17 protein-coding genes, 4 tRNA genes and 1 pseudogene are annotated in these 23,869 nt (G+C 61.6%); 15 read left to right on the top strand and 7 right to left on the bottom strand.

All coding sequences use genetic code 11. The features are described from left to right. Nucleotides 1–62 precede the first annotated feature (62 nt). Both J4E63_RS15420 and J4E63_RS15425 read right to left on the bottom strand, forming a co-directional pair. Nucleotides 63–3,533, bottom strand: a complete 3,471-nt coding sequence (locus tag J4E63_RS15420) for a PAS domain-containing hybrid sensor histidine kinase/response regulator (protein ID WP_207282589.1) — start codon at nucleotides 3,531–3,533, stop codon at nucleotides 63–65. A 237-nt stretch (nucleotides 3,534–3,770) separates the two neighbouring features. Further along, nucleotides 3,771–4,310, bottom strand: coding sequence for a TetR/AcrR family transcriptional regulator (locus J4E63_RS15425; RefSeq protein ID WP_207282590.1), 540 nt, complete (start codon nucleotides 4,308–4,310; stop codon nucleotides 3,771–3,773). A 103-nt stretch (nucleotides 4,311–4,413) separates the two neighbouring features. Here J4E63_RS15425 and J4E63_RS15430 point away from each other — a divergent pair, with 103 nt between their 5' ends. The 4 genes from J4E63_RS15430 to J4E63_RS15445 all read left to right on the top strand — a co-directional run bounded on the left by J4E63_RS15430 (nucleotide 4,414) and on the right by J4E63_RS15445 (nucleotide 9,193). Continuing rightward, nucleotides 4,414–5,604, top strand: coding sequence for an MFS transporter (locus J4E63_RS15430; protein ID WP_207282591.1), 1,191 nt, complete (start codon nucleotides 4,414–4,416; stop codon nucleotides 5,602–5,604). 69 nt (nucleotides 5,605–5,673) lie between these two features. Beyond that, nucleotides 5,674–5,985, top strand: coding sequence for a cupin (locus J4E63_RS15435; RefSeq protein ID WP_207282592.1), 312 nt, complete (start codon nucleotides 5,674–5,676; stop codon nucleotides 5,983–5,985). A gap of 103 nt (nucleotides 5,986–6,088) precedes the next feature. Then, on the top strand, nucleotides 6,089–7,237 hold the full coding sequence (locus J4E63_RS15440) for a TDT family transporter (protein WP_207282593.1): 1,149 nt from the start codon (nucleotides 6,089–6,091) through the stop codon (nucleotides 7,235–7,237). An 81-nt stretch (nucleotides 7,238–7,318) separates the two neighbouring features. Further along, nucleotides 7,319–9,193, top strand: coding sequence for an MFS transporter (locus J4E63_RS15445; protein ID WP_207282594.1), 1,875 nt, complete (start codon nucleotides 7,319–7,321; stop codon nucleotides 9,191–9,193). Nucleotides 9,194–9,298: 105 nt separating this feature from the next. Here the strand turns inward: J4E63_RS15445 and sugE are convergent, their stop codons facing one another. The 3 genes from sugE to rdgC form a co-directional block, all read right to left on the bottom strand. After that, a complete protein-coding gene (gene sugE, locus J4E63_RS15450; protein WP_025215015.1) occupies nucleotides 9,299–9,613 on the bottom strand; it encodes a quaternary ammonium compound efflux SMR transporter SugE in 315 nt (104 codons plus the stop codon). A 117-nt stretch (nucleotides 9,614–9,730) separates the two neighbouring features. Beyond that, nucleotides 9,731–10,699 (bottom strand): bile acid:sodium symporter family protein, encoded by a 969-nt coding sequence (locus tag J4E63_RS15455; protein WP_106270333.1) that lies wholly within the window; start codon nucleotides 10,697–10,699, stop codon nucleotides 9,731–9,733. A gap of 143 nt (nucleotides 10,700–10,842) precedes the next feature. Next, nucleotides 10,843–11,763 (bottom strand): recombination-associated protein RdgC, encoded by a 921-nt coding sequence (gene rdgC / locus J4E63_RS15460; protein ID WP_014339706.1) that lies wholly within the window; start codon nucleotides 11,761–11,763, stop codon nucleotides 10,843–10,845. A 160-nt stretch (nucleotides 11,764–11,923) separates the two neighbouring features. On the opposite strand from rdgC, the gene J4E63_RS15465 reads away from it, so the two are divergent. From J4E63_RS15465 to J4E63_RS15480, 4 genes are all read left to right on the top strand, one after another. Continuing rightward, a tRNA-Val gene (locus J4E63_RS15465) sits at nucleotides 11,924–11,999 on the top strand. Between the two features lie 19 nt (nucleotides 12,000–12,018). Continuing rightward, nucleotides 12,019–12,095: transfer RNA gene (locus J4E63_RS15470), tRNA-Asp, on the top strand. A 175-nt stretch (nucleotides 12,096–12,270) separates the two neighbouring features. Then, nucleotides 12,271–12,346 (top strand) — tRNA-Val (locus J4E63_RS15475). A gap of 17 nt (nucleotides 12,347–12,363) precedes the next feature. Then, nucleotides 12,364–12,440, top strand: a tRNA-Asp gene (locus tag J4E63_RS15480). An 89-nt stretch (nucleotides 12,441–12,529) separates the two neighbouring features. Here the strand turns inward: J4E63_RS15480 and J4E63_RS15485 are convergent. Both J4E63_RS15485 and J4E63_RS15490 read right to left on the bottom strand, forming a co-directional pair. Continuing rightward, complete coding sequence (locus J4E63_RS15485) at nucleotides 12,530–13,666, bottom strand: catalase family protein (RefSeq protein ID WP_207282595.1); 1,137 nt, start codon at nucleotides 13,664–13,666, stop codon at nucleotides 12,530–12,532. Nucleotides 13,667–13,697: 31 nt separating this feature from the next. Beyond that, complete coding sequence (locus J4E63_RS15490; RefSeq protein WP_207282596.1) at nucleotides 13,698–15,503, bottom strand: di-heme-cytochrome C peroxidase; 1,806 nt, start codon at nucleotides 15,501–15,503, stop codon at nucleotides 13,698–13,700. Between the two features lie 269 nt (nucleotides 15,504–15,772). Here J4E63_RS15490 and J4E63_RS15495 point away from each other — a divergent pair, with 269 nt between their 5' ends. The 7 genes and pseudogenes from J4E63_RS15495 (at nucleotide 15,773) to J4E63_RS15525 (ending at nucleotide 23,847) form a co-directional block, all read left to right on the top strand. Then, a complete protein-coding gene (locus J4E63_RS15495; RefSeq protein ID WP_003204577.1) occupies nucleotides 15,773–16,486 on the top strand; it encodes an FKBP-type peptidyl-prolyl cis-trans isomerase in 714 nt (237 codons plus the stop codon). Between the two features lie 293 nt (nucleotides 16,487–16,779). After that, nucleotides 16,780–17,235 (top strand): YkvA family protein, encoded by a 456-nt coding sequence (locus tag J4E63_RS15500; RefSeq protein ID WP_072406553.1) that lies wholly within the window; start codon nucleotides 16,780–16,782, stop codon nucleotides 17,233–17,235. A 102-nt stretch (nucleotides 17,236–17,337) separates the two neighbouring features. After that, on the top strand, nucleotides 17,338–17,679 hold the full coding sequence (locus J4E63_RS15505; RefSeq protein WP_053124879.1) for a helix-turn-helix domain-containing protein: 342 nt from the start codon (nucleotides 17,338–17,340) through the stop codon (nucleotides 17,677–17,679). Next, nucleotides 17,676–18,047 carry a hypothetical protein gene (locus tag J4E63_RS15510; protein WP_003179080.1) on the top strand — a complete coding sequence of 124 codons (372 nt, stop codon included), beginning with the start codon at nucleotides 17,676–17,678 and terminating at the stop codon, nucleotides 18,045–18,047. Before J4E63_RS15505 ends, J4E63_RS15510 begins: the two co-directional genes overlap by 4 nt. Next, complete coding sequence (locus tag J4E63_RS15515) at nucleotides 18,048–18,449, top strand: SEL1-like repeat protein (RefSeq protein ID WP_092330380.1); 402 nt, start codon at nucleotides 18,048–18,050, stop codon at nucleotides 18,447–18,449. 186 nt (nucleotides 18,450–18,635) lie between these two features. Continuing rightward, nucleotides 18,636–23,431: pseudogene (locus tag J4E63_RS15520) on the top strand (RHS repeat-associated core domain-containing protein). Further along, nucleotides 23,428–23,847 carry a hypothetical protein gene (locus J4E63_RS15525; RefSeq protein WP_207282597.1) on the top strand — a complete coding sequence of 140 codons (420 nt, stop codon included), beginning with the start codon at nucleotides 23,428–23,430 and terminating at the stop codon, nucleotides 23,845–23,847. The pseudogene J4E63_RS15520 and the gene J4E63_RS15525 overlap by 4 nt, the downstream one beginning before the upstream one ends. The last annotated feature ends 22 nt before the right edge of the window (nucleotides 23,848–23,869 follow it).

The following is a 23,869-nucleotide window of genomic DNA, read 5'->3' on the forward strand; positions in this document are numbered from 1 at the left end:
TGCGCACTCAAGCGGGAGCAAGCTCCCTCGCCACAGAGGCTACCTTACATCCCCCGAGTTCCCTACAACGGCAAATGCCGACTCAACAATGCCCGCAACGCCGCCGGCTTCACCGGCTTGGCCAGGTAATCCAGGCCCGCCGCATGCACCAGGGCCACCGTCTCGGGGCGGCCATCGGCGCTGATCACCACCCCTGGCACCGGTTCCCCCATGCGCGTGCGCAACCAGGCCATCAGTTCGGTGCCGGTCTCGCCGTCGTCCAGATGAAAATCCACCAGCGCCAGTTGCGGTCGACCGCCCTGGGCCAGCCAACGCTCGCATTCCTCGCGGTTGCGCGCGGTCCAGACCTGGCAACCCCAGCGCGTCAGCAGGCTGTTCATGCCGATCAGGATGCTGTCTTCGTTATCGACGCACAGCACCTGCGCGCCGCTTGGCAGATGACCGTTGGGTTCGGCCACGGGCCCCGGCATGACGGCCTGTGTCGGGGCCACGGGCACGCTGACGCTGAACACGCTGCCGCGCCCCGGCCAGGAGCGTACGCGCAAGGTATGGCCCAGCACGCGGCATAGGCCGTCGGCGATGGCCAGCCCCAGGCCCAGGCCTTTTTCGGCGCGGGTCTGGTGGCTGTCCAGGCGCTTGAACTCTTCGAAAATGACTTGCAGCTTGTCCTCGGCGATGCCCGGCCCGCGGTCCCAGACTTCCAGACACAACTCGCCGTTGCGCCGACGTACGCCCAGCAGCACCGGGCCCTTGGCGTAGCGGAAAGCGTTGGTCAGGAAGTTCTGCAAAATGCGCCGCAGCAGCTTGATGTCGCTGTCCACTCGCAACTTCGAGCCGCGAACCCGGAACTTCAAGCCTTGTTCCTGGGCCAGCGCCGTGAACTCTGCGCCGAGGGTATCGAGCAGGTCGTTGAGGGCGAAGGGCTTGCGGTCAGGGTTGATCTTGCCGTTCTCCAGGCGGGAGATATCCAGCAAGTCGGTGATCAGGTCTTCAGCCGAGCGCAGCGAACTGTCCAAGTGTTGCACCAGTTGCCGGGCCTCGCTCGGCAGACCGTCGTGCTGGTGGGACAGTGCGGCGGAGAACAGGCGCGCGGCATTGAGCGGTTGCATCAGGTCGTGGCTGACCGCCGCCAGGAACCGGGTCTTGGATTGATAGGCCGCTTCGGCGGTGCTCTTGGCTTCGGTCAGGGCCAGGTTCAACTGCGACAGTTCCCGGGTGCGGTCGGCTACCCGTTGCTCCAGTCCTTCGTTGGCTTCGGTCAACGCCTGTGCGGCCTCACGGAAGGCGGTGATGTCGGTGAAGCTCATGACGAAGCCGCCACCGGGCATCGGGTTGCCGATCAGCTCGATGACCCGGCCGTTGGGGAACAGCCGTTCAGAGGTATGGGCTCGGCCCTGGCGCATCCAGTGCAGGCGCCTGGCGACATGGACTTCCGCCTCGCCCGGCCCGCAGAGGCCGCGTTCGGCGTTGTAGCGGATGATATCGGCAATGGGCCGGCCGACACTGATCAAGCCGTCCGGGTACTTGAACAGCTCCAGGTAGCGGCGGTTCCACGCCACCAGCCTGAGGGACTGGTCGACCACGCTGATGCCCTGGCTGATGTTCTCGATGGCGCCTTGCAACAGGGCGCGGTTGAATTGCAGCACTTCCGACGCTTCGTCCGCGATCCGGACCACGTCTTCGAGCTGCATCTCCCGACCTTCTATGGCGGCTTTCACGACCGCGCGTGTCGAAGAGGCGCCGAGTACACCGGCCAGCAGGCGTTCGGTGTGGGCGATCCATTCGCCGTCGGCGTTCTGGTTCGGGTTGAAGCCTTTGCCCTGGCGGTAGGCGAAGCGAATGAAGCTTTGCCGCGCCCGCTCTTCGCCGACGAAACGTGCGGCCAGTTGCAAGAGGTCGTCGATGTGCACCGCCAGCATCGAGCGGGGGTTGGGGCGGGCACTGATTTCCTGGCCGATGAAGCGCCCGGCCTGCCAGTGTTCCGAGACGCGTGTACGCGACAGCACCGACACCCAGGCGAACAACGTGAAGTTGCCGGCCAGGGACAGGACCACCCCTTGGGTCAGCGGCGTAATCGGCAGGTTCAAGGGATTGCCGTGCAACCAGGCCAGCCCCGGAAAACTGCTGAGCGACCAGCCTAGGCTGTGGGCGGCAATCGGCAACACCAGGGTGTAGAACCACAGGAAGATCCCCGTGGCGAGGCCGGCGAACACACCGCGGCGGTTGGCCTGTTTCCAGTACAGCGCGCCGAGCATGGCCGGGGCCAGTTGGGTCACGGCGGCGAAGGCGATCTGGCCGATGGTCGCGAGGCTCGCCGTCGAGCCCAACAACCGATAGCTGACATAGGCCAGCAACAGGATGACCACGATACTGACTCGGCGCACCGACAGCATCCACTGACGGAACACCTCGAAGGGGCGTTCGGCGTTGTTGCGGCGCAGCAGCCAGGGCAACAACATGTCGTTGGAGACCATGGTCGACAGCGCCACGCTGGCCACGATCACCATGCCCGTGGCCGCCGAGGCGCCGCCGATGAACGCCAGTACCGCCAGGGCCGGATGGGCCTGGGCCAGCGGCAGGCTGATGACGAACGAGTCCGGCAGCACGGAACTGGGCAGCATCATTTGCCCGGCAAGGGCGATGGGCACCACGAACAGCGCGGCCAGGGCCAGGTAGGCAGGGAATACCCATTTGGCCAGGCGCAGGTCTTGAGGCTCGATGTTTTCCACCACGGTCACGTGGAACTGCCGCGGCAAACAGATGATCGCCATCATCGCCACCCCGGTCTGCACCACCATGGACGGCCAATTGATGGTTTCTTTCCAGTATTGCTCCAGCCGTGGGGCGAGCATCGCCTGGTTGAACAGGTCGTCGAAACCGTCGTACAGGCCGTACGTCACGAACGCTCCGACCGCCAGGAACGCGAACAGCTTGACCAGGGATTCGAAGGCAATCGCTAGCACCATGCCACGGTGGTGTTCGGTGGCGTCCAGGTTGCGGGTACCGAACACGATAGTGAACAGCGCCAGGATCAGCGAGACGATCAGCGCGGTGTCCTGGGCGCGGGTGCCCATGGCGTCGGCGCCGGCACCGATCAACAGGTTCACCCCGAGCACGATGCCCTTGAGCTGCAAGGCAATGTACGGCAACACGCCCACCAGGCAGATCAGTGCGACCACCACTGCCAGAGATTGGGACTTGCCGTAGCGGGCGGCGATGAAGTCGGCGATGGAGGTGATGTTCTCCTGTTTACTGATCATCACCATTTTCTGCAGGACCCACGGCGCCAGCACCAGCAGCAGGATCGGCCCGAGGTAGATCGGCAGGAATGACCAGAGCTGTTCGGCGGCCTGGCCCACGGCGCCGAAGAACGTCCAGCTGGTGCAATACACCGCCAGCGACAGGCTGTAGACCCAGGCCCGCACCCGTGGTGGCAGCGGCGTGCTGCGCCGGTCGCCGTAGAAGGCGATGGCGAACATGATGGCCATATAGGCCAGGGCGACAACGGCGATCAGCCCGCTGGACAACGACATGGAAACTCCCGGACAAAGACACCGGGACTTGAGCCCGGCAGGACAGTCTCGCATGCCCGCTCGGGTTCGTCAGTGTCGACCAAGGTCGAGGCGTGGTGGGGTGTCGCAGGTGGGTAATGAGGTGTCTGGGCGGGCCTCATCGCGAGCAAGCTCGCTCCCACAGGGATTTGTGGTGAACACGCGTTCTATGAGCGTTCTGGACGCCATGTGGGAGCGAGCTTGCTCGCGATGACGGTGTTACTGACCCAACGCAATATCCACCAACCGATACAACTCCTCAGCCTCCAACGGCGCAGTGGCAAAGAGAATGCGAAACACCGTCGGCGCCACCACCACATTGATCAGCCGCTCGACGCCCGGATTGGGGTCATCGGGATAGCGGTCCAGGATGATCTGCAACTGACGGCTGATGATCCCTACGCAATACCCTGGGGTGGCGCAGGCCTGGATGTCGCGCATCATGTTACGACCGGGCTCGGAACTCATTTCGTCCAGGTACTGCTCGGCCCAGGCGCGCAGGTCGCCGCGCAAGCTGCCGGTGTCGGCCGGTTCGCCGTCGGGGCGCATGCGGGCGATGGCGACGTCGGCCAGCAGCGCCGGCAGATCGCCCCAGCGCCGGTAGATAGTGGACGGCGTGACCCCAGCGCGCGCAGCGATTTGCGGCACGGTCAGTGTGGCGCGGTCCTGCTCTTGCAGCAGGGCGCGGACCGCCGAATGAATCGATTCCTGGACCCGGGCGCTTCGGCCGCCGGGGCGTAAACCTTCTTTAATAGCCATGCGTCAGACCTTAACACAAAGAATTTGCTTTAAGCGCACACCGGTAGCACACTCCGCAAAAGCAAAAAATTAGCTTTTGCGAATGTTCCTGTGGAGCGTGCCCATGTCCCGTCCAGCTTCGACCCGCGCCAGCCTGATCTTCCTGGCGCTTACCTTGCTCGGTTTTCTCGCCGCGTCCAGCGCGCCGACGCCGTTGTATCACCTCTATCAGGAACAATTACAGTTTTCCCCGGCCGTTCTGACGCTGATTTTCGGCGTGTACGCCTTCAGTCTGCTGGCAGCCTTGCTGACCGTGGGGTCGCTGTCGGATTACCTGGGCCGCAAGCCGGTGATTTTTGTGGCGCTGTTGCTCAACATACTGGCGATGCTGCTGTTTATCAGTGCCGACAGCGTCGCCTGGTTGATCGGTGCCCGGTTGATCCAGGGGTTCGCCACCGGCATGGCCACCAGTGTATTGGGTGCTGCTTTGCTGGACTTCGACCGTCGCCAAGGTCCGTTGATCACTAGCGTTGCGCCGCTGTTGGGCATGGCATGCGGGGCGTTGGGCTGTGGCCTGCTGGCCGAGTTCGCACCGTTGCCGTTGCAACTGACCTACTGGCTGCTGCTGGGGTTGTTCCTGGCCCAGGCCGTTTACCTCTGGCGCCTGAAAGAAAGCGTCAGCCCGCAAGCGGGTGCCTGGCAGTCCTTGCGTCCGACCTTGCACGTGCCACTCCAGGCACGGCGAGCCCTATGGCGGGTCCTGCCACTGGATCTGGCGGCCTGGGCCGTGGGCGGTTTCTACCTGTCACTGGCACCGTCGCTGGTGCGGGCGGCCACCGGATCGACCTCCAATCTGATCGGTGGCGCGCTGGTGGCGGTGTTGACCCTCAGCGGCGCATCAGCCATCTACCTGTTGCGCAACCAGGAGGCCGACACAATGTTGCGCCGGTCCGCGAGCCTGTTGGTGATCGGCCTGGCATTGGTGCTGGTGGCGGTGCATGGCGCCAGCTTGCCGTTGTTCTTCGTCGGCACGCTGGTCACCGGGGGCGGTTTCGGCGCCGGGTTCCTGGGGGCGCTGCGCAGCATCATGCCGCTGGCTTTGCCCCACGAACGGGCCGGCTTGATGTCGGCGTTCTATGTCCTCAGTTACCTGGCCTTCAGCCTGCCGTCGCTGCTGGCGGGGAACCTGACGCGGGTGTTCGGCTTGATCCCGACGACCGATGGGTATGGCGCCGTGTTGATTGTGTTGTGTGTCGCCGCGCTGTTGGGGTTACGGCAGTCGATAAAACCGCTCAGCGATGGCGTTCGGCCTTGAAACCAGGCATGCAGGTGCCGTGGGCAGTGGGTTAGTCTTGGCACTCAGTCTTCATTCCGGACGGATCTCTTGAAAATCATCCGCAGCAAATCCTTCACCGGTGACCGTGCTTGGGCGGCGCTGGATATCGCCAACATGAACGGCATCACCACGCGCCTGCACTGGACCGATCAGCCATACAAATGGCACATCAACGACGGCCAGGAAGTCTTCGTGGTGCTCGATGGGCAAGTGCAGATGTGCTATCGGGAAGACGGTGTCGAAAAAGAGGCTTTGCTGGACGCCGGAGACATTTTCTACGCCTCGGTGGGCACCGAGCATGTGGCCAAGCCCTTGGGCGAAGCGAGAATTCTGGTGATCGAGACTGAGGGCAGTGTCTGACATTTATTTATAAAGTAGATAACAGATAGAGAAATTAACCGTTATATAGATAATTGATCCGGCTCTAGCATGGCTCCACCTCAACCGAGGACAGGAGTTCGTCATGACATGCCGTGCTGCAAAAAACCGCTTGCGCCCCTTGAGCCATTTGCCCAGGCCGCTGGAGGCCATTCGTCAATTCACGCCTAACTGGTTTGCCGTGGTCATGGGCACCGGTGTGCTGGCCCTGGCCTTGGCGCAATGGCCGACGACGATGCCAGGCCTGCACGCCTTGGGCGAAGGTTTGTGGTTGTTCAACACGCTGTTGTTCGTGGTGTTCGCCTTGATGTACACCGCCCGCTGGGTTCTGTTCTTCCACGAAGCCCGACGGATTTTCGGCCATTCCACCGTCTCGATGTTTTTCGGCACCATTCCCATGGGGCTGGCGACCCTCATCAACGGCCTTTTGCTGTTTGGGCTGCCGCGCTGGGGCGAGGGCGTGGTGGCGGTGGCCGAGGTGCTTTGGTGGATTGACGTAGCGATGTCCTTGGCTTGCGGCGTGTTGATTCCCTTCCTGATGTTCACCCGCCAGGAGCACCGGATCGACCAGATGACCGCCGTGTGGCTGTTGCCGGTAGTGGCCGCCGAAGTCGCGGCGGCCAGCGGTGGGCTGTTGGCACCGCACCTGGCGGACGTTCATTCGCAACTGATCGTGCTGGTCACCAGCTACGTGCTCTGGGCCTTTTCCCTACCGCTGGCGTTCAGCATTCTGACGATCCTGGTGCTGCGCATGGCCTTGCACAAATTGCCCCACGAGAACATGGCCGCTTCTAGCTGGTTGGCCCTCGGTCCCATCGGCACCGGTGCCTTCGGCATGTTGTTACTGGGGGGCGATGCCCCGATGATCTTTGTCGCCAATGGCTTGCCGGGCGTCGGCGATATTGCCGCCGGGCTGGGGCTGGTGGCGGGCATTACGCTATGGGGCTTCGGGCTCTGGTGGATGGTGATGGCGCTGTTGATCACCGCACGCTACTTGCGCACCGGCATCCCCTTCAACCTTGGTTGGTGGGGCTTTACCTTCCCGTTGGGCGTGTTTGCGCTGACCACGCTGAAGCTGGCGGACCTGCTCCACCTCGAGTTTTTCAGTGGGTTCGGCAGTGTCCTGGTGGCGATGCTGGTGGTGATGTGGCTGATCGTGGCGCGGCGAACGCTGGCAGGGGCCTGGCACGGTGAGTTGTTTGTGTCGCCGTGCATTGCGGGGCTGGCGAAATAATCGTTAAAGACAGGTAATGTGTGGCCTGGATCGAAAAACGTTCATTCCAATAAGCGTCCACGCCACTCAGGAACATGGAAGATGAGTCACCCTTCGCAGTTCACCTTGCTTCGCACGCGGCGTTTCCTGCCGTTCTTCATCACGCAGTCCCTTGGCGCGTTCAACGACAACATTTTCAAGCAGTCGCTGATTCTCGCCATTCTCTACAAACTGACCATCGAGGGGGACCGCTCGATCTGGGTCAACCTCTGCGCGCTGCTGTTTATCCTGCCGTTCTTTCTGTTCTCGGCGCTGGCGGGGCAGTTTGGGGAAAAATTCGCCAAGGACGCGCTGATTCGTCTGATCAAGCTCGGCGAAATCGTCATCATGGCGGTGGGCGCGGTGGGTTTTGTGTTCGATCACTTGTCGCTGATGCTGGTGGCGCTGTTCGCCATGGGCACGCATTCGGCGCTGTTCGGTCCGGTGAAGTATTCGATCCTGCCCCAGGCCTTGCATGAGGAAGAGTTGGTCGGTGGCAACGGCCTGGTGGAGATGGGGACTTTCCTGGCGATCCTGGCCGGCACCATTGGCGCCGGGATCATGATGTCCTCGGCGCATTACGCCCCCGTCGTCTCGACCGCGATCATCGGCGTGGCCGTGCTCGGTTACCTCGCCAGCCGCAGCATCCCGCGAGCCGCGGCGGCCTCGCCACACATGCGCCTGAACTGGAACATCTTCAGCCAATCCTGGGCCACCCTGAAGCTGGGCCTGGGGCAAACCCCGGCGGTGTCCCGTTCGATTGTCGGCAACTCCTGGTTCTGGTTCGTCGGGGCGATCTACCTGACGCAGATCCCGGCCTACGCCAAGGAGTGGATGCACGGCGACGAAACCGTGGTGACCTTGATCCTGACGGTGTTCTCGGTGGGGATCGCGTTGGGTTCGATGCTCTGCGAAAAACTGTCCGGGCGTAAAGTCGAGATCGGCCTGGTCCCGTTCGGCTCGTTCGGGCTCACTGTGTTCGGTCTGTTGCTGTGGTGGCATTCCGGTGGAATTCCCGACAGCGTCGAGGGGCACGGTTGGCTTGAAGTGCTTGGTTTCGGTCACGCCTGGCTGGTGTTGATCGACATCCTTGGCCTGGGGGTGTTCGGTGGCTTCTACATCGTGCCGCTGTACGCGCTGATCCAGTCCCGCACGGTGGAGAACGAACGGGCACGGGTGATCGCCGCCAACAACATTCTCAACGCGTTGTTCATGGTGGTCTCGGCCATTGTCTCCATCGTCTTGCTGAGTCTGGCCAAGCTGTCGATCCCGCAGTTGTTCCTGGTGGTGTCGCTGCTCAACATCGGCGTCAACGCCTACATCTTCAAGATCGTCCCCGAGTTCAGCATGCGTTTCATGATCTGGCTGCTGAGCCATTCCATGTACCGCGTGGAGCATCGCAACCTGGAGGCGATACCGGATGAAGGGGCTGCGCTGTTGGTCTGCAACCACGTGTCTTTCGTCGATGCCTTGCTGATCGGTGGTGCGGTGCGTCGGCCGATTCGCTTCGTGATGTACTACAAGATCTACAACCTGCCAGTGCTGAATTTCATCTTCCGCACCGCTGGGACCATCCCGATTGCCGGGCGCCAGGAAGACATTCAGATCTACGAAAAAGCCTTCAAGCGAATTGCCCAATACCTGAAGGACGGCGAGCTGGTGTGCATTTTTCCTGAAGGAAAATTGACCGCTGACGGTGAGATCAATGAGTTCAAGAGCGGATTGACGCGCATCCTCCAGGAAACCCCGGTGCCGGTGATTCCCCTGGCGCTGCAGGGTTTGTGGGGCAGTTTCTTCAGCCGCGACCCGGCCAAGGGGCTGTTTCGTCGGTTCTGGTCACGGGTGACACTGGTGGCGGGTTCGGCGGTTGCGGTAGAGGCGGCAACGCCTTCGAGCTTGCAGGCGTTGGTGGGGGAGTTGCGCGGCACTGTCCGTTAGGACGAAAAACTGTGGGAGCGAGCTTGCTCGCGATTGCAATCTGTCTGCTGGCATTGAGGTCTCAGGCAGACCGCTATCGCGAGCAAGCTCGCTCCCACAGGTCAATCAGGCGCTGACCTTGAGCCCTACCAACCCGACGATGATCAACGCCACGCTGGCCAGGCGAACCAGCGCCATCGACTCACCAAACAAAATGATCCCGGCGATCACCGTGCCCACGGCACCGACCCCGGTCCAGATCGCATAGGCGGTACCCAGCGGCAGTTCTTTCATGGCAAGGCCGAGCAGGCCGAGGCTGATCGCCATGGCGGCGATGGTCAGAGCAGTGGGGAGAGGGCGGCTGAAGCCGTCGGTGTACTTCAGGCCGACAGCCCAGCCAACTTCGAACAGGCCGGCAAAAAACAGAATGATCCAGGACATCAAACACCTCATCGATGGATGGGGTCGTCCCCGGATTCAAGACTCAATCGAGCGGCGGGGTCGTCCCCGCCCTGGATGGATAGAGTGCCAATTATTGACCACTCGATCAAGTCTGCCTTAGTCAGCGGTTTGCCGGGCGGCTAGAGTTTCACGGTCCTGTTTTTCGCTCATGCGCCGGAAGTACGTCGAGAGCAAAGCCCCGGAAATGTTGTGCCAGACACTGAACAGCGCACTGGGTACTGCCGCCAGCGGCGAAAAGTGCGCGCTCGCCAACGCCGCGCCGAGGCCGGAGTTCTGCATGCCCACTTCCAGCGCCAGGGATTTGCGCTGGGCCAGCGGCAACTTGAACAGGTGCCCGGTGAAGTAGCCCAGTAAGAAGCCGAAGCTGTTGTGCAGCATCACCACGGCCATGATCAACAGGCCCGATTCGGCAATTTTTGCCTGGCTGGCGGCAACGACGGCGGTGACGATGATGACGATGCTCACCACCGACACCAACGGCAACACCTCCACCGCATGGCGCACCTTGTCCCCCAGCAACCGTTGCGCCACCACGCCCAGTACAATCGGCAGCAGCACCACTTGCAGGATCGACCAGAACAGTTCCATGAATGACACCGGCAGCCAGGCCGAGGCCAGCAGCCAGATCAGCGCCGGGGTCAGCAGCGGTGCGAGCAGGGTCGTGACGGCGGCGATGGCCACCGACAGTGCCAGGTCGCCACGGGCCAGCCAGGTCATGACATTCGACGAGGTGCCGCTCGGGCAGCAGCCCACCAGAATCACGCCGACGGCGATTTCCGGCGGCAGATGGAAAACTTGGCAGAGCAGCCACGCCACACCGGGCATGATCACGAAATGGGCGACCACGCCCAGGGCCACGCGCCAGGGATGGCGTGCGACTTCGGCGAAGTCTTCGAGCTTGAGGGTCAGGCCCATGCCGAACATCACCAGGCCCAGCAGCGGCACGATGGCGCTTTTCAGACCGATGAACCAAGCGGGCTGCAAAAATGCCACCACCGCGAAAATCAGTACCCAGTAAGCGAAGGTATTGCCGACAAAGCGGCTCAATGCAGCCAGTGCGCGCATGACCTGATCCTTATTATTAAGAACATCCAATACTCATGTGGGAGCGAGCTTGCTCGCGATAGCGGAGTATCAGTCAACATCTCGGTGGCTGTCATGCCGCTATCGCGAGCAAGCTCGCTCCCACAAGGGTAAGCCGTTGCTTTTTAGATCCCCTGCGGAATCTCTTCCCCACCCAACGCTTCAACCAACGCCGGCAGGAACTCGCCGAACGTCAACATCATCAGCGTGAAGCTGGCGTCCAGCTGGCCGAGGGCTTCGTCGCCACCGTCCTGTTCCGCCTGGTCTTGCAACAGGTCTTCGAACTTCAGGCGTTTGACCACCATCTTGTCGTCGAGCACGAAGGACAGTTTGTCCTGCCAGGCCAGCGACAATTGTGTCACCACCTTGCCGGTGTTCAGGTGCAGCTGGATTTCGTCGCTGGTCAGGTCCTGGCGCTTGCAGCGCACGATGCCGCCGTCTTCGTGGGTGTCGCGCAGTTCGCATTCATCCAGCACGAAGAAATCGTCCGCGGCTTTCTGGGTCTTGACCCAGTCGGTCATGGTGGCGGTCGGGGCCATCTTGACCGTCAGCGGGCGTACCGGCAGTGAGCCGATGACTTCGCGCAGGGTGGACAGCAGGTCTTCGGCGCGTTTCGGGCTGGCCGAGTTCACCAGGATCAGGCCCTGTTTCGGCGCGATGGCGGCGAAGGTGGACGAGCGACGGATGAAGGCGCGGGGCAGGAACGCCTGGATGATTTCATCCTTGAGCTGGTCCCGTTCCTTCTTATAGACCTTGCGCATTTGCTCGGCTTCGATCTCTTCGACCTTTTCCTTCAGGGCATCACGCACGACGCTACCCGGCAGGATGCGTTCTTCCTTGCGCGCGGCGATCAGCAGGAAGTCCTGGCTGACATGCACCAATGGCGCGTCTTCGCCTTTGCCAAACGGCGCGACGAAACCGTAAGTGGTCAACTCCTGGCTTGCACATGGACGCGCCAGTTTGCTGGCCAGTGCAGTTTCCAACGCCTCGGCATCAAAAGGCAGATCTTGGGTCAGGCGATAGATAAGCAGGTTTTTGAACCACATGGGGTGAGTCTCTCCTTTATACAAAGGGGGGCATTATTCTCTTCGCGGCGCCATAGGCCAACCCTTCGCTAAGCCTTTGGAAGGCCTGAAAAAATTAATTTAAAAAGTGCTTGCCAGCTTAAAGAGTGCTCCGTAGAATGCGCGCCACACCGAAAGCGAAGGGTGATTAGCTCAGCTGGGAGAGCGTCTGCCTTACAAGCAGAATGTCGGCGGTTCGATCCCGTCATCACCCACCATTCGTTCGAAGTGTTACGCGCAGCGGTAGTTCAGTCGGTTAGAATACCGGCCTGTCACGCCGGGGGTCGCGGGTTCGAGTCCCGTCCGCTGCGCCATATTCGGTTACCTGGAACACTGAACGCCAGGTCACCACGAAAAGCCCGCTAACGCGGGCTTTTTGCTGTTTGCAGTTCCTGCGGTGTGTGTCGCTCATGTTTTTTGCTGAATTTACCAATTAAATCAGCGCGTTACGAAAAACTGTGAGAGAATGCGCCCCGCATCGAAAGTGAAGGGTGATTAGCTCAGCTGGGAGAGCGTCTGCCTTACAAGCAGAATGTCGGCGGTTCGATCCCGTCATCACCCACCAAGCTTTCAATGTTACGCGCAGCGGTAGTTCAGTCGGTTAGAATACCGGCCTGTCACGCCGGGGGTCGCGGGTTCGAGTCCCGTCCGCTGCGCCATCTTCGGTTTCCTGGCCCTCTGAACGCCAGGTCACCACAAAAAGCCCGCTCAATGAGCGGGCTTTTTGTTGCCTGTCATTTGGCCGTTGCTACTGCTCGGCATTGCGGCTGTGGCGGTAGTCGCTGACCGCCTCGTACACCGCTTTACGCAAACGGTTGATGCCGCCGATAGGGCGATGGGCCTCGATGCCGAACCACGGGTTGAACGACTGGTTGTCGCAAGCCAGGTTCAGCTTGGGCGTGTCGAAATCCTGGGCCGGCACCTTGATGTGCGCCACGGTCTCGAACGGTGCATCACTTTCCTGCCATTCAATACTGGTGTCTTCGATCGGCATGTACTTGCTCGGGTCCTGACGCTGGATCTGCAAGACAAAACACGCCGGCACCCGGTCTGTGGATAACTGTTGGTTCAGGGCGCTGCGCAAGAAGTTCGGCAGGTCCTGGTTCTGCGGCGGCAAGTTGTAGCTTGGGCAGCTGTCCGGGTCCGGCGCGACGCGAAACTTGGCATTGGCTTCGCCGAATTTGTAAGGCGATACCGAGAAATAAGTGGTCTGGGTCGGACTGGCCGGAGCCGGCGAGAGTGTCGCCAGGGCGATGAACAGATGACGGATCTGCCAGGTGCGTGGGTCCAGGCTCGGAAAGAACGCCATCGCCTTCTTCCCGTCAGCCTGGGCGGCCACATTCTGACGGTACTCGGCCACATCACTGACAAAGAAGTTCGGATGATTGAACATCACGAAATCCTGCTCGCCCTGTGATTGCCGATCAGCAAGCAGTTGCTTGCCCGGTACGTTCAGCAGCTTGATCGCCATCCCCCGTGCATCGCGCAGGCTGTCGAATTGCGGATAAGCATTGCCGTTGGACAGGCGGATCGTTGCCTGCCAAGTCTTGCCCGGTTCGGCAAACACGCCTTGGCGCAACGGCGCCGGCAGGTCGCTCGGCACCTGGACTTCGGCCATGACGCAACCGTGGGCCTTGGCATGGGCGTCGCGCAGGTAACGCGTGCCTTCGCGGTGCTGATCGACGATGCGGATCGCGGTCTGGATGATGTCCTGGGTCATGGCGGCTTCGCCGGGTGCAATCTGTTCCTTGTCCGGGACCGGTCCCTTGTGCTGCCAGGCAAACCAGGCCGTGGACAGGGCCCAGCCGAGCAACCCGATACCCAGCAGCCACAGGAGCGTCTTGCCCAAAAAGGCGCCGAGGCGCAGCCAGAGGGTGATCAACATGCCAACATCCTTTTACCGGTGAGGTTCATCATTACAGTTGCGACTCCAGTGGCCCGCCCAGCACTTTCAAATACTCCAGCAAGGCCCAGCGCTCCTGCGGTTGCAGCAAGCGGCCAATGACGCCGTTACCGCGCTCGCCCGCGCGGAACTCATGGCCGCTGTTGTGATTGCCGGTAATCCGGGTGTCGAAGATAAAGCCGTTGGTGAACGCTTCGGTGCGATAGCCCAGGTGGCGTGGGTCGTATTCGAAGTTGCCCTTATAGAACGTGGTCACCCGCTCGTCCTGGGGCGACAGCAACTGATAAATCGTCGGCACCGAACCGTTGTGCAGGAACGGTGGCGTGGCCCAGACACCCGCCAGTGGCCGGGCCTTGTAGGCGCGCAGTTCACGCACGCCAATGGGCAGGCCGAAACCGTCCAGGGCCGGGCGTTCGACGGGGGTGACGCCGGCGTCGCGGTAGGCGCGGTTTTCGACGAAGGCGGTGACGTAGGCCAGGCCTTTGGCGACCGAAAGCTGGCTCAGGTCCAGCGGCTCCGTCGGGGTCGGGTGCAGTTGCACGTCCAGCTTCGCCAGTTCGGCTGGGTCCCATTGCAGGCTGGTCAGGTCGAAGCGGTGGTCGGCGATGTTATTGGCGGTACCCGGGTCGGTGCCGATCACCTGCACAGGCAGCATGTGCAATTGTTGCACCGGCCTGTCAGGCCCCTGGACCACTTTGGGCACATGGCAGCCGGCGCAGTTTTCGGTGAACAAGGCCCGGCCCTTGGCGGCCAAGGGTTTATCGATCGCGCCCAGCAACGCTTCCGGCCACACGGGCGGCTTGAGCAGTTGCAGGGTTTCTTCGATCTTGTTCAAGTCGCGCACGCGCACACTGGAAGGGTATCGCGCGTCGCCCTGCAGCGGTTTGCCCTGGGCGTCGAAGAAATTCAGCGTGGCACCGACCCCCAGCGCTTCACCGACGTTGCGGGCCATCGGTTGCTGGGCCGATCCGTTCCATTGAACCCAGTCGAAGGTCCATATTTCCCACAACTGCGGGTAATCCACTGGCGCGTTGGCGACCCGGTAGTTTTCCGCCGAAATGGCGTCGCCGAAGCTGGCATTGGCGATGCGACCGAAGGCGTCGGTACGCCCGGGGCCTTCTTCGGTGGGGTAGAGGCCGCGATGGGTATCGTTCCAGGCCACTCGCAGGAACGTGTCCAGGGAACCCTTGAACGCCTTGCGCAGCTCTTCGTGGCGGGCGTCGTAGTCCTTGCCCAGTACCTGGCGGGCGAAGCGTTCGAATTTCCAAGGGTTGTAGTAGGTAGACGCCAGACTGGCGACCAATGCCTGTCCGAAACTGCCACCACGTAGCGTAGGAACACTAGAAGGCAGCACGTGCTGGGCCGAGCCACCATCGATCCGTATCGCCTGGCCCTTGAAGCGTAATTCGCCGGTATGACACGCCGCGCAGGTGATATCCAGGAACTGCTCGGTGCTGCCCGGGTTCTGGTGCCGGGCGAACCCTACCGGCAAGTTGCCGGGGTTGTCAGGCGAGGCTTTCTGCGCCGGATCGATCAGGAAGCCGAAGCGCGCCAGGTACTCCGGCGAAGCGAAGCGTTGTTGCGAAAAAGGCAATTCGAGGGCGGTGAACCAGTCGTAGCGCAGGCCTTTGACCTGGGTGCCCTGGGGGGTGAAGTAATACGTCTGGCGCTCGGCGGCACTCCATTGATCCAGGTAGTGCACCTGTTCGACGGGGGTATAGAACGGCAAGCGAGGATTGGCGATGTAATAAAGCACCACGGCCACGACGACGATCATCAGCGCGAGGAGGAGCAAGAGAATGCGAGAGAGAAGGCGCACGGTAACGTCCTTGTTTTTTTGATAAACCCTTATGCCTCAGTGCTGCGCGGCGGGCAAGTGGCCATTACCCTTGGCCTGTGGGGGAGCGGCAATGTGTCCCTGTACGTAACGGATGACAGATGCTTCATTTGCCCAAGATTAAAAAGCGTTTGCGGGCCTGAACTTATCATCACTTTGCGGCTCACATGCCGGTAGCCATTGGTCGTGGCCGCCTGATAAGCTCGCGGCTTTATTCGATTGCCCTTTAGGCGCATGAACAAGGAAATAGCATGAAACAGCATCGGTTGGCGGCGGCGGTGGCCCTGGTTGGCCTGGTACTCGCGGGTTGCGACTCGCAGACCAGCGTAGAGCTGAAAACCCCGGCGCAGAAAGCTTCCTACGGTATTGGCCTGAACATGGGCAAGAGCCTGGCTCAGGAAGGCATGGATGACCTGGACTCCAAAGCGGTCGCCCAGGGCATTGAAGATGCCGTCGGCAAGAAAGAACAGAAGCTGAAAGACGAAGAACTGGTCGAAGCCTTTGCCGCGCTGCAAAAGCGTGCCGAAGAGCGCATGGCCAAGATGAGTGAAGAGTCGGCAGCCGCTGGCAAGAAATTCCTCGAGGAAAACGGCAAGAAAGCCGGTGTTACCACCACCGCTTCCGGCCTGCAGTACGAAGTGGTCAAGAAAGCCGATGGCCCACAGCCTAAGCCGACCGACGTAGTGACCGTTCACTACACCGGCAAGCTGACCAACGGCACCGTGTTCGACAGCTCCGTCGAGCGTGGCAGCCCGATTGACCTGCCGGTCAGCGGCGTGATCCCGGGTTGGGTCGAAGGCCTGCAACTGATGCACGTCGGCGAGAAGTACAAGCTGTATATCCCGAGCGACCTGGCCTACGGCGCCCAGAGCCCGAGCCCGGCCATCCCGGCCAACTCGGTCCTGGTGTTCGACCTGGAACTGCTGGCGATCAAGGATCCGGCAAAAGAAGACGCAGCCAAGTAATCGCGTCTGCTATAACGACAACGCCTCGCTCATGCGGGGCGTTGTCGCATCTGGGCTACGGCAAATGGTAAAAAAACCGAACGCACGTGGCAGGCTACAGTCATAGGCAATACAGGCGCTGTGCTAGACGCAGTCAGCCGGTCAAGTCAATGAAATATTGGGTTTTTTTATGTGAGTAAAAAACGCCCGATCTAAGCCGGGCCCTTATGAAACGGGGGCTTCAGCGGTGAAATGCAGCTCTGTTCACAAGGTTATCCACAATTTGTGTGGATAACATTTCAGTGGGAGAAAAAATGAAGGCCCCGTGGAATTTTGCGCGATTTCTGCCCTTGGCAGGCCGCCTGCTGGCCCGCGGTCGATTACCGACGTTGCTCTTTGCCGTCGCCAGCAAAGGTGCCCGGGAGGGCGGGCGGCTGGGCAAGCTCAAGGAGGACCTGCGCCTGTTGCAGGCCTTGTGCCTGGCTTACTGGCGGGGCGAATACCGCGCGGTCAGCGCCAAGTCGATGCTGTCGGTGGTGGCCGGGCTCATGTATTTCCTCAGTCCCCTGGACGCGATTCCGGATATCTTGCCGATGTTTGGCATGTTCGACGATATCGCAGTGTTGGCATGGGTCATGAAAACCCTCGACGTCGAACTCGAGGCATTCCGCGCCTGGCGTTATCGGCAGTCTCCCGAGAAACTGGCCCAAGTCGAAAGGCTTCCCGATACCCCGGAACAACTCCAGCTCCAAGGGCAGAAAAAGCCCTGATCCCCAGAGAATTCATCACCCCGCGACCTTAGCCAGCATTTAGGATTACACTTCCAAGGAAAAAGGCTGACTCGCTAAGTGTTGTTGTCCTACGGGGTAGACATGGATATTCAAATAATCACACGTGATGGAGAGCCCGAGTACGCGGTTTTGCCGTGGGATCAGTACCAAGCGTTGTTGAAGGCAGCAGGCATCGATCAAGCTCCGCCGCGCGAAGCGACAGTCCGTCACGCGGCGGCACCCGGCCAGGTTCTCCCTGGCCTGGATCAGTTACGCAGTTTGCGCGAAGGGAAGGGCATCGCCATCGAGGCGCTGGCCCGCACGGTAGGTATCAGCCCGTCTTATCTGGCCTTGATCGAGAGCGGCGAGCGACAGCCCGATGCCGCGATTCGGCGCAGTCTGGCCTGGGAGTTGACGGTGCCGGGTTGGAGGGAAGAATCGTGAGCGTACGCATCAGTCGGCAGCATTGGGATGGGTTGTTGGGTGAATTGGACCAGGCGCGTCGCCAACGCCATTTATTGACTTACCGCGCCTTGCTGGAGCGCTTGCAGCTCCCCAGCCCGGCCATGCAGACCTTGACTGCGGCCCTTGAACACCTGGCGGCGCTGGACGCTCGGGCAGAACAGCCGCTGCGCAGTTCCCTGGTGATCAGCCAAGGCGCGAGCCGGTTGCCGCGCACGGGCTTCTTCGAATGCGTTGAGCGCCTGGGGCGTTTTTCCGGGCCTTCCGATGGGGTGGCCGCCGCCTCCTGGCACGCTTCGGAAGTGGTCCGGGTGTTTGAATACGAATACCCCGAGTCGGCGGAGGCCTGAGTGCTCTGGCGACTCAAGGCGCGGGTCGGTTATTGGCTGGCGCGCCGGTTGTTTCACTGGTCTTGGTTCGTCCGCCAGGCGCGTGGTTGGGCCTGGCTCGAGGGCCAATTCTCACGCATGGCGAACCTGGGCGACGTCGGTGCGCAAAGTTTCTATGGGCACATCCTCACGTTTCGCGGCCAAGGGCTGGGCGCCCGTGAAGAAGGGGTTCGCCTGCTGCGGCTGGCGGCACTGGCCGGTGATGGCAAGGCGGCCTACCAGGTTGGCGTGATCAGCCTGGCCGGTACAACCAGCAAGGCGCCGGACCCGGTCGAAGCGGCACGTTGGTGGACCCTGGCGGCAAAAGCCGGGCATCCGTTGGCCGAGATCAAGCTCAAGGCACTCGAAGCTCGCGACCGCTAGCGTTATCCACAGGCTATTCGTGACGCAATCGGGCGGATTTAGCGAATCGCCCTACATCCTTTGTCCAGTTCCCCCGACTTAATTCCCCCGTCATCCCCGGCACAGTCTCGCGCTCCCTGAGTGCTGCGAGACGCTGCCCATGTTCGACCGTTTTTTCCTGCCGGCCCTTGAGCGAGCCCTGTCCTGATGGAGCAGGTGAACCGTATCGAGCAGGAACTCGACAGTTTCAAGGACACCCTGGCGGTCTACCGCGAGCAGCTTGAGCGCTGGTACAGCCGGGCGGCGGACCGCGCCAGCCACGCGGCCGACTTGCCCTCGCTGATGGGCATGGAACGGCTGATCCGTTTCGGCGACAGCACCACCGCCGTCAGCAGTGGTGACGATGATTTCCTCTCCACGGTCGTCCAGTGCCCCCTGGGTGGGGTGATGACGATCGAGAGCAAGTTCGAGTCGGTGTACGACATCCCGCTGGGCGACATCGTGGTGGATGTGGTGGAGGTGAACAGCGGCAAGGTCACGCCGGTGACCCTGGACGCCCAGGGGCTCGGGACTTTCGAGGGGGAGGCGGGCAAGTCCTATCGGGTCCATGTCCAGGGCGAGGTGTCTCCCGGGCAGATCGAGAAGCTGTTTTCTTCCTACGATGGCTTGACTCGGGATCTGACGGACTGGCTACGGGGTGAGTGGCAAGGCTTCAAGCCGCGATGGGCCCGGCAGTCCTTGGCGACATCGGCGGCTGCGATGGGGAACGGGTTGCTCGCCGGCAGTTGGGCGGCGATCGAGGGGGTGTGGGACAGCATCGGTCTGCTGTCGGACATCCTCAAGGATCCTGGCCAGTTTGTTCAGCGATTGGGTGGCAGCGCTGATCAGTTGAAGAAACTGGCACGAGACACGCCGCTGCTGATGGCGAAGCTGCAACTGCTGGCCAGCGACGAAGCGGCGCTGTGCCTGTTGGTGCGCACCGCCAGCCTCTGGCTGGAGATGCTGCCGCCCAGCGAAGTCGCCGGCGAAACGGCCGAAGCACTCTCGACCGTGGTGGTGCAGTGCGTGATCGACTTGCTGATCGGCGTGGTCTTGACCTTTGCCGGGGCGGGGGCCGGGATCGCCTACCTGTCGATGCGGTTGGCCAGGCACGGCGCAACCCTGCTGAACGCCATGCAGCGTTTCGTCAAGGCGATCTTCGCGGTGGTCAACGGCTTCATGGCCTACGTGGCCCGCTACAAAACCGTGGCGGCGCGCGGCATCGCGGCGGGAATAAAAAAAGGCCGTATGCAACTGCGCTGGGATGCGCAGCGCAACACCACGCTGAAAAAACACGAACCCCACGACGACGCCCCCGCCCAATCGAAAAACCCCAACGGCGACAGCGCCGACACCGCGGCCCAGACCCAGACCAGTGGCTGCCCGGTGTCGATGGTCACCGGCGAAGAACTGCTGACCCTGGACGACGGCACCCTCGACGGGCGCTTGCCGTTCGTCTTCACCCGGCTGTACCGCACCAGCGCCGTCGCCCTGGACGTCGGCCTCGGACGCGGCTGGAGCCATGCCCTGGCCCATCGCCTGGAGCTCAAGGGCGAGCAGATCACCTGGGTCGACCAGGAAAACCGCCGCACCAGCTTTCCACTGCCCACCGCTCAGCGTCCGGCGATCCACAACAGCCTGGCCCGGGCGGCGATCTACCTGGGGGCCGAGCCGGACGAACTGATCATCGCCCAGCCCGGGGAAACGCTCCGTTCCTGCACTTTCGCGACGGCCACCTGTTCGCCCTCAGTGACCGCTACGACAACCGCCTGAGCGTCCAGCGCAACATCCACGGCGACATCAGCCGCCTGGACAACGGCGCCGGGCGCTCCCTGCGCCTGCGTTACGAACAGCGCCACCTGGTCGCCGTCGACTACCAGAGCTTCCACCCGGCCCTCACCCTCGACGAAGCCTGGCGGACCGAGCAGACGCTGGTGTCCTACCGCTACGACGGACGTTTCCGACTGATCGAAGCGACCAATGCCGCCGGTGAAAGCGAACGCTACGACTACGACGACCAGCACGTCATCCTCCAGCGGCAACTGGCCGGCGGGGCGAGTTTCTACTGGGAATGGCAAGGCGCCGGGCCGGCGTCCCGCTGCGTACGGCATTGGGCCTCCTTCGCGCAGATGGACAGCCGCTACACCTGGGGCGAGGACGGCCGTGTCACGGTCCGGCACCTGGATGGCAGCCAGGAAGTGTATGTCCACGACGACCGGGCGCGGTTGGTGCGCAAGGTCGAGCCCGACGGCGGCGAGCACCTCAAGGCCTACGACGAACAGGGCCGCTTGATCGCCGAACAGGACCCGCTGGGGGCGGTCAGCGAATACCGCTACGACGACGTCGGACGGCTGGTGGCGCTGATTCCGCCGGACGAAGCGCCGACTTCCTACGAGTACCGCAACGGCTTTCTGCACGCCCGTTCCCGTGGCAAGGCCGTGTGGACCTACCGCCGCAATGCCCGGGGCGATGTGATCGCGAGCATCGATCCCGACGGCCAGCGCACGGAATATGCCTACGACGCCCATGGGCAACTGCTGGCCAGGTATGACCCGGACGGTGGTGAGCATCGTTTCACCTGGAGTCGCCTGGGCCAACTGACCGAAGAGCTCCTGCCCGACGGCGGTCGGCGGTGTTTTGCCTACGACGCCCTGGGGCGTTTGCTCAGTCGCCGGGACGAACACGGCGCCCTGACGCACTACCAATGGGACGCCGTCGGCCGCCTGCTGCAAGTCACCCTGCCCACCGGCGCCACCCGGGCCTGGAGCTACAACGCCTACGGCAAGGTCATCGCCGAGCGCGACGAGCAGGGCCGAACCACCCGCTACGAATACGCCGACGACCTGCACCTGGTCAGCCGCCGCCTGAACCCTGACGGCAGCGAGCTGAAGTACCGCTACGACTCGGCGCGGCTGTTGCTGACCGAGATCGAAAACGAATCCGGCGAACGATATCAGCTGGACTACACGCCCAACGGCTTGATCCGACAGCAAATCGGCTTCGACGGCCAACGCACCGCCTACGCCTACGACCTCAACGGCCACTTGCTGGAGAAAACCGAGCACGGCGAGGACGGTTCGCAACGGGTCACCCGGTACCAGCGTGACGCGGCCGGGCGGCTGCGGATCAAGACCTTGCCCGACGGCCAGGCCATCGAATATCGCTACGACGAACTGGGCCGGCTGGTCCACGTCGACGACGGCAGCGATCATCCGCTGGCCTTCGAATACGACGCCCAGGATCGGCTGGTCACGGAACACCAGGGCTGGGGCACCCTGCGTTATCGCTACGATGCCGGCGGGCGCCTCAACCACCTGCGCCTGCCGGACGACAGCCAACTCGACTACCACCACGCCCCCGGTGGCGCGCTGACCGCCATCGACCTCAACGGCGCGCGCCTGACCGAACACCGCGTTGACGGCGGCCGCGAACGGCAACGCCGGCAGGGCCAGCTGCTCAGTGATTACACGTACGACGAACAGGGCCGCCTCAAGGCCCAGACCGTGTGGCAGAACCCCCAGCAGCAACTGTTCTGGCGCGACTATGCCTACAGCCCCCGGGGCAACCTCCAGAGCCTTTCCGACCAGCGAAACCGCCGCCGCTACCAGTACGACCCGCTGGATCGCCTGACCCGCATCGACTTTTCCCACAGCGAACCGCCGGAACACTTCAGCCACGACCCGGCCGGCAACCTGCTGATGCAGGACCGCCCCGGGCCGACCACCCTCAAGGGCAACCGCCTGCTGAGGGAGGGCGACCGCCACTACGACTACGACGCCTTCGGCAACCTGATCCGCGAACGCCGCGGCCAGGCCCTGGTCAGCGCCTACCGCTACGACAGCCAACACCGCCTGATCGGCGTCACCACGGTCGACGGCCGCGAAACGTCCTACCGCTACGACGCCTTCGGCCGACGCATCAGCAAGACCGTGGACGGTCTGACCACGGAGTTTTTCTGGCAGGGCGACCAGGTCGTCGCCGAAAACAGCCCGCACCACCACCGCAGCTACGTCTACGAACCGGGCACCTTCCGCCCACTAGCCCTGCTCGACGGCGAAGGCCCCGACGCCCGCCCGTTCTACTACCACCTCGACCACCTGGGCACCCCCCAGGAACTGACCAATCCCACCGGCCAGATCGTCTGGTCGGCGCGCTACAACGGCTACGGCAAACTCACCGAACTCACCCACGGCGGCGGTGAACAGCTGGAACAACCGCTGCGCTTCCAGGGCCAATACTTCGACCCGGAAAGCGGCCTGCACTACAACCGGCACCGCTACTACAATCCCGAGACCGGCCGTTATTTGACGCCTGATCCGAGCAAGTTGGCGGGTGGGCTCAATGGGTATCGGTACACGGTGAACCCGACGGGGTGGGTGGATCCGTTGGGGTTGGTGGATTGTCCGGGGAAGGGTGGGTGTCGGCCGGCGGTTGGGGGGCAGGATCCGGCGGGTAAGGTCCAGGTAGATGAGGGTGAGCCGCGGTTGCCGATGACGGCGGAGCAGCGGCGGGCGCGGATTGATGAGTTGGGGGAGGCGAATGCTAAGAGACGGGTTGTTACTATGGAAGAAAAATACCATATGCACACTGTTGAAAAACACAGTCCGGAAATATCAGATGTAGCGCTCAAACAGCGTGCCATTAACGGTGCGAATCCGCACACGGGTGAAATTCCCAAGGGAGCTAATGGAAGTCTAAGCTCCCAATTTAGCAACTGGCGGATTCATTTGAATGCGCTAAATAAAGCTATGACAAGAGAAAAGCTTGGACTGGATCCGTTTACTGGTGTAGATCACAAAAAAGATAGAGGTGTCAGGCAGGAGTTACCGGGAGCAGGGCGTGGCTACAAACCAAATAAAAAGGATAAACAAAATCCTAAGTTGAACGAAGATTTAAATTGGTTTGAAGTGAAGTTTGGTAAGGGTGGAGTACCTTACACCGGATTTCCTATGGAGAAAAAATGATGCTGATGCACCCTTTTCTAAATGAGGAGTTTGTACCTGACTTGATGTGGTTTGTGGGTCAGTTTGATGTGTATGATCGTGAAGAAACACTCGGGGCAATACTAGAGGTCTACGATCCTGAGAATAAGCGTGACAGATCAGAGTTGATTGTTAAATATGGTTTGGATTTAGATTGCCTATCCTATAGACATAGATATGTATTGGTTGAGTTTTTGGGTGACAAGCTTAATGATCCGAACTTTGACTTTAAAAGTTTGTTTGAGATAGACGAAGATTGTGCGGGTAGCTGGCCTCGTGGGGAATGGTATAACTTAAAAAATCCTAAAGAGTTTCTTCAGGATGTTTATGTCTTGGCAAAAGAAACTTGGAAGGAAGATCTCAGAAAAGCAGCCCTTGAAGATCAATCTACTTGGTAGGCCATTTACCACCAAACCGCTT

The sequence above is a fragment of the Pseudomonas sp. FW300-N2F2 genome (genome assembly GCF_017351655.1).
Lineage (GTDB): Bacteria > Pseudomonadota > Gammaproteobacteria > Pseudomonadales > Pseudomonadaceae > Aquipseudomonas > Aquipseudomonas fluorescens_AA.

What these genes read in the sequence shown, in the direction of transcription:
- sugE (WP_025215015.1), bottom strand. Translation starts at nt 9,613, where the DNA reads ATGTCCTGGATCATTCTGTTTTTTGCCGGCCTGTTCGAAGTTGGCTGG.
- J4E63_RS15455 (WP_106270333.1), bottom strand. Translation starts at nt 10,699, where the DNA reads ATGCGCGCACTGGCTGCATTGAGCCGCTTTGTCGGCAATACCTTCGCT.
- J4E63_RS15485 (WP_207282595.1), bottom strand. Translation starts at nt 13,666, where the DNA reads ATGTTGATCACCCTCTGGCTGCGCCTCGGCGCCTTTTTGGGCAAGACG.
- J4E63_RS15505 (WP_053124879.1), top strand. Translation starts at nt 17,338, where the DNA reads ATGGATATTCAAATAATCACACGTGATGGAGAGCCCGAGTACGCGGTT.
- J4E63_RS15430 (WP_207282591.1), top strand. Translation starts at nt 4,414, where the DNA reads ATGTCCCGTCCAGCTTCGACCCGCGCCAGCCTGATCTTCCTGGCGCTT.
- J4E63_RS15500 (WP_072406553.1), top strand. Translation starts at nt 16,780, where the DNA reads ATGAAGGCCCCGTGGAATTTTGCGCGATTTCTGCCCTTGGCAGGCCGC.
- rdgC (WP_014339706.1), bottom strand. Translation starts at nt 11,763, where the DNA reads ATGTGGTTCAAAAACCTGCTTATCTATCGCCTGACCCAAGATCTGCCT.
- J4E63_RS15420 (WP_207282589.1), bottom strand. Translation starts at nt 3,533, where the DNA reads ATGTCGTTGTCCAGCGGGCTGATCGCCGTTGTCGCCCTGGCCTATATG.
- J4E63_RS15525 (WP_207282597.1), top strand. Translation starts at nt 23,428, where the DNA reads ATGATGCTGATGCACCCTTTTCTAAATGAGGAGTTTGTACCTGACTTG.
- J4E63_RS15495 (WP_003204577.1), top strand. Translation starts at nt 15,773, where the DNA reads ATGAAACAGCATCGGTTGGCGGCGGCGGTGGCCCTGGTTGGCCTGGTA.
- J4E63_RS15440 (WP_207282593.1), top strand. Translation starts at nt 6,089, where the DNA reads ATGACATGCCGTGCTGCAAAAAACCGCTTGCGCCCCTTGAGCCATTTG.
- J4E63_RS15425 (WP_207282590.1), bottom strand. Translation starts at nt 4,310, where the DNA reads ATGGCTATTAAAGAAGGTTTACGCCCCGGCGGCCGAAGCGCCCGGGTC.
- J4E63_RS15445 (WP_207282594.1), top strand. Translation starts at nt 7,319, where the DNA reads ATGAGTCACCCTTCGCAGTTCACCTTGCTTCGCACGCGGCGTTTCCTG.